At 67.1% G+C, this 2807-nt stretch carries 3 protein-coding genes and 1 pseudogene; 2 read left to right on the top strand and 2 right to left on the bottom strand.

Features of this window, described 5'->3' with window-relative positions; all coding sequences use genetic code 11:
* Together rdgC and QZY07_RS26625 are read left to right on the top strand one after the other, a co-directional pair.
* Positions 1-243: recombination-associated protein RdgC (rdgC, locus tag QZY07_RS26620; RefSeq protein ID WP_295409344.1), on the top strand; the 243-nt coding region annotated here is incomplete at its 5' end.
* A gap of 128 nt (positions 244-371) precedes the next feature.
* Positions 372-591, top strand: a pseudogene (locus QZY07_RS26625) (hypothetical protein); the annotation flags it as partial.
* Positions 592-737: 146 nt separating this feature from the next.
* On the opposite strand, the gene arsA reads toward QZY07_RS26625, so the two are convergent.
* Both arsA and QZY07_RS26635 read right to left on the bottom strand, forming a co-directional pair.
* On the bottom strand, positions 738-2486 hold the full coding sequence (gene arsA, locus QZY07_RS26630; RefSeq protein WP_295409347.1) for an arsenical pump-driving ATPase: 1749 nt from the start codon (positions 2484-2486) through the stop codon (positions 738-740).
* Positions 2486-2807, bottom strand: a 322-nt coding sequence (locus QZY07_RS26635) for an arsenic metallochaperone ArsD family protein (RefSeq protein WP_295409349.1), incomplete at its 5' end; no start/stop codon positions are given. The genes QZY07_RS26635 and arsA, both read right to left, overlap by 1 nt.

Here is a 2807-nt window from a genome sequence, read left to right on the forward strand (position 1 = left end):
ACGAAACTGGCGCTGGAATGGGACGAACGGCTGAGTTTCGTGCTGGCCGAGGATCTGTCGCTCACGCGCTTGCGCGTCGCCGACGCGCTGCAGGAGGAGATGGGCGACACCGACCTGGAGCCAGCGGCCCGACTGGATGCCGAGTTCGCGCTCCTGTCCTTGCAGATGCGCCCGTTGATCGCCCGCTTGGACGCGGTGTTCGGCTTGACGGACGCGACCGATCGCGCCGCCCAAGCCGCGTAATCGCTCGATGCTGGCGAGGCCGGCGCGAACGGAGTCGCGCCAGGCCCGACAACACGACGCTCTCGACGGCGAAAAGCGTCGCGAACGGAACGAAAAAGACCGTCTCGATACGCTTCAAGGAGATTCGCATGTACGGCAGCGCCCACGCCCAAGAACACCTCTCCGGCGCCATCGAGCGCGTCACCTTCCACCCCGCCCCGAGGTGGTTTCTGCGTGCTGCGGGTCAAGGTGCGCGGCGAGCGCGATCTGATCACGGTCATTGGCTCGGCGGCCAGCATCACCCCCGAGGAGTTCCTCGAAGCCGAAGGCGTTTGGGTCAACGACCGACAGCATGGGTTGCAATTCAAGCCGCCGCTGAACCTGGATCTGATGGTGTAGGCCGCGACAGGCAACGCCGAAGTGCCTCCTTGGAAATCCGCAGCGGGCAACAACCCTGGCGCGCAATCCTGCTCGGACGCGCCGGAATGACCGGCAGTGCCCGTCTCACGCATCGCTCAGCGCATCAACTGATCCAGTCCATCACTCCCGACCGGCGATTCGGGCAGCCAGGGAACCAGCGCGCAACGCTGGCTGAGTTGATCGGCGACCGGCCGAATGAAAGATGCTTCACTCGTGCCGCGCTGACGCAGCAGCGGATGACGGGTGCCGCTGGCCAGCAGGCTCTGGTTGATGACCCAGCCGAAGGGCTCAATGCCGGCGCGCCGCAGATCCGCTTGCAGTCGCTCGGCCTCGTGCACGGGCGTGGCCTCGGGCAGGGTGACGACCAGCACCCGGGTGAACGCGGGATCGCGCAGACGCGGCAGCAACTGGCGCACCGCCTCGGGCAGGTCGCCCTGGGTGCGCGAGACCTCGCGATGGTAAGCCTCGGCGGCATCCAGCAGCAGAATCGTGTGGCCGGTCGGCGCGGTATCGAGTACCACGAAGCCATCCTGGCCGGCGTCCACCGCGCGGGCGAAGGCACGGAACACCGCGATCTCTTCCGTGCAGGGCGAACGCAGATCCTCTTCCAGCATGGCCCGTGCATTGGGATCGAGGGCGGGGGCGGCCTTCGCCAGTACCTCGGCCCGATAGGCGGCGACCTCGGCCGCCGGATCGATGCGGCCGACGGTCAGATTGGCGACTGACTCGCCGATGGCCTCGGCCACATGGGCGGCGGGATCGGTGGTGGACAGGCGCACCGCATGACCGCGCCGGGCCAATGCCACCGCGATGGCCGCCGCCACAGTGGTCTTGCCGACCCCGCCCTTGCCCATGGTTAGGATGACACCGCGTCCGGCCTGCGCCAGTTCATCCACCAGGCATGACAGCTTCCCTGGCAGGACGTAGCCGCTGTCCGGCGCATTGCTCAGCGGCTTGATCAGCGCCGGATTCGCCATTTGGCGCAGCGCCTCCAAGCCCAGCGTTCCGAGCGGCAGCAGCGGGGTGACCGTCGTCGGCAGCGCGGACAGACCTGTCGGCATCGCCGCCAGCGCCTCGGCGCCGCGTCGCATCATGGCCTCGGCGATCGCGTCGTTGGTGTCGGCCATGTCAAAGACGCCATTGAGCGCCAGATGCAGATGGCTCACGCCGAGGTCCGCCAGTTCAACTCGGGTGCGCTCGGCCTCGCGCAGGGTGGCGGTTTCCGGCCGGCTGACCAGCACCACCGTGGTCCGTGCCGGATCGGCGAGCTGTGCCACGGTCGCGGCATAGAGCGCCTGCTGTTGCTCCAGCCCGGCCAATGGCCCGAGACAGGAGGCGCCGCCAGTGCTGGAGTCGATGAACTCGCTCCAAGCCGAGGGCAGGGTCAGGAGACGCAGGGTGTGGCCGGTGGGCGCGGTGTCGAAGATGACATGCTCGAACGGCGCTGTTGCGGCGGGATCGCCCAGCAGTTTGGAGAATTCGTCGAAGGCGGCGATTTCCATGGTGCAGGCACCCGAGAACTGTTCTTCCATGCTGGCGATGGCCGCAGCGGGCAGAAGGCCGCGATAGGGCGACACCATCCGCTCTCGATAGTCGCGGGCGGCGATCTCCGGGTCGATGTTGAGCGCGAAGAGCCCCGGCGCGCCGGGAATGGCTGTCGGGGTCTGAGCGAGCGCAACCCCGAGCACCTCATCCAGATTGGAGGCCGGATCCGTGCTGACGATCAGCACGCGCCGGCTCGCCTCGGCGCGCGCCAGGCCGGTGGCACAGGCGAGCGAGGTCTTGCCCACACCGCCCTTGCCGGTGAAGAAGATGTGTCGGGTATGGGTGTCTGGAATGGCCATCAACAGCACCCGCTGCCGGGCTTGCAGCCAACGGAATTGACCTGGACTCGGAAAGGATCCGCTGTTGTCGGGTTAGTGCTCGGGGCCAAGTCCAGCTTTTGGACCAACTGGGCGCGTGACAGATAAGCGCCGGTGGCGACGATGCGCCCGTCGATCAGGGTCAGCGGTAGACGCTCCATGCCGGTTTCCAGTTCCTTGAGCACGGCTGGATTGGCGGCGAAGGACTGCGGTTGCTGGGACAGGTTATAGCGGCTGACTGTCACGCCTTGCTCCGCCAGCCATTGCAGATCGGCATTGCACTGCACCAGCACCGGATCGACC

The organism is uncultured Thiocystis sp., assembly GCF_903866365.1.
Lineage (GTDB): Bacteria > Pseudomonadota > Gammaproteobacteria > Chromatiales > Chromatiaceae > Chromatium.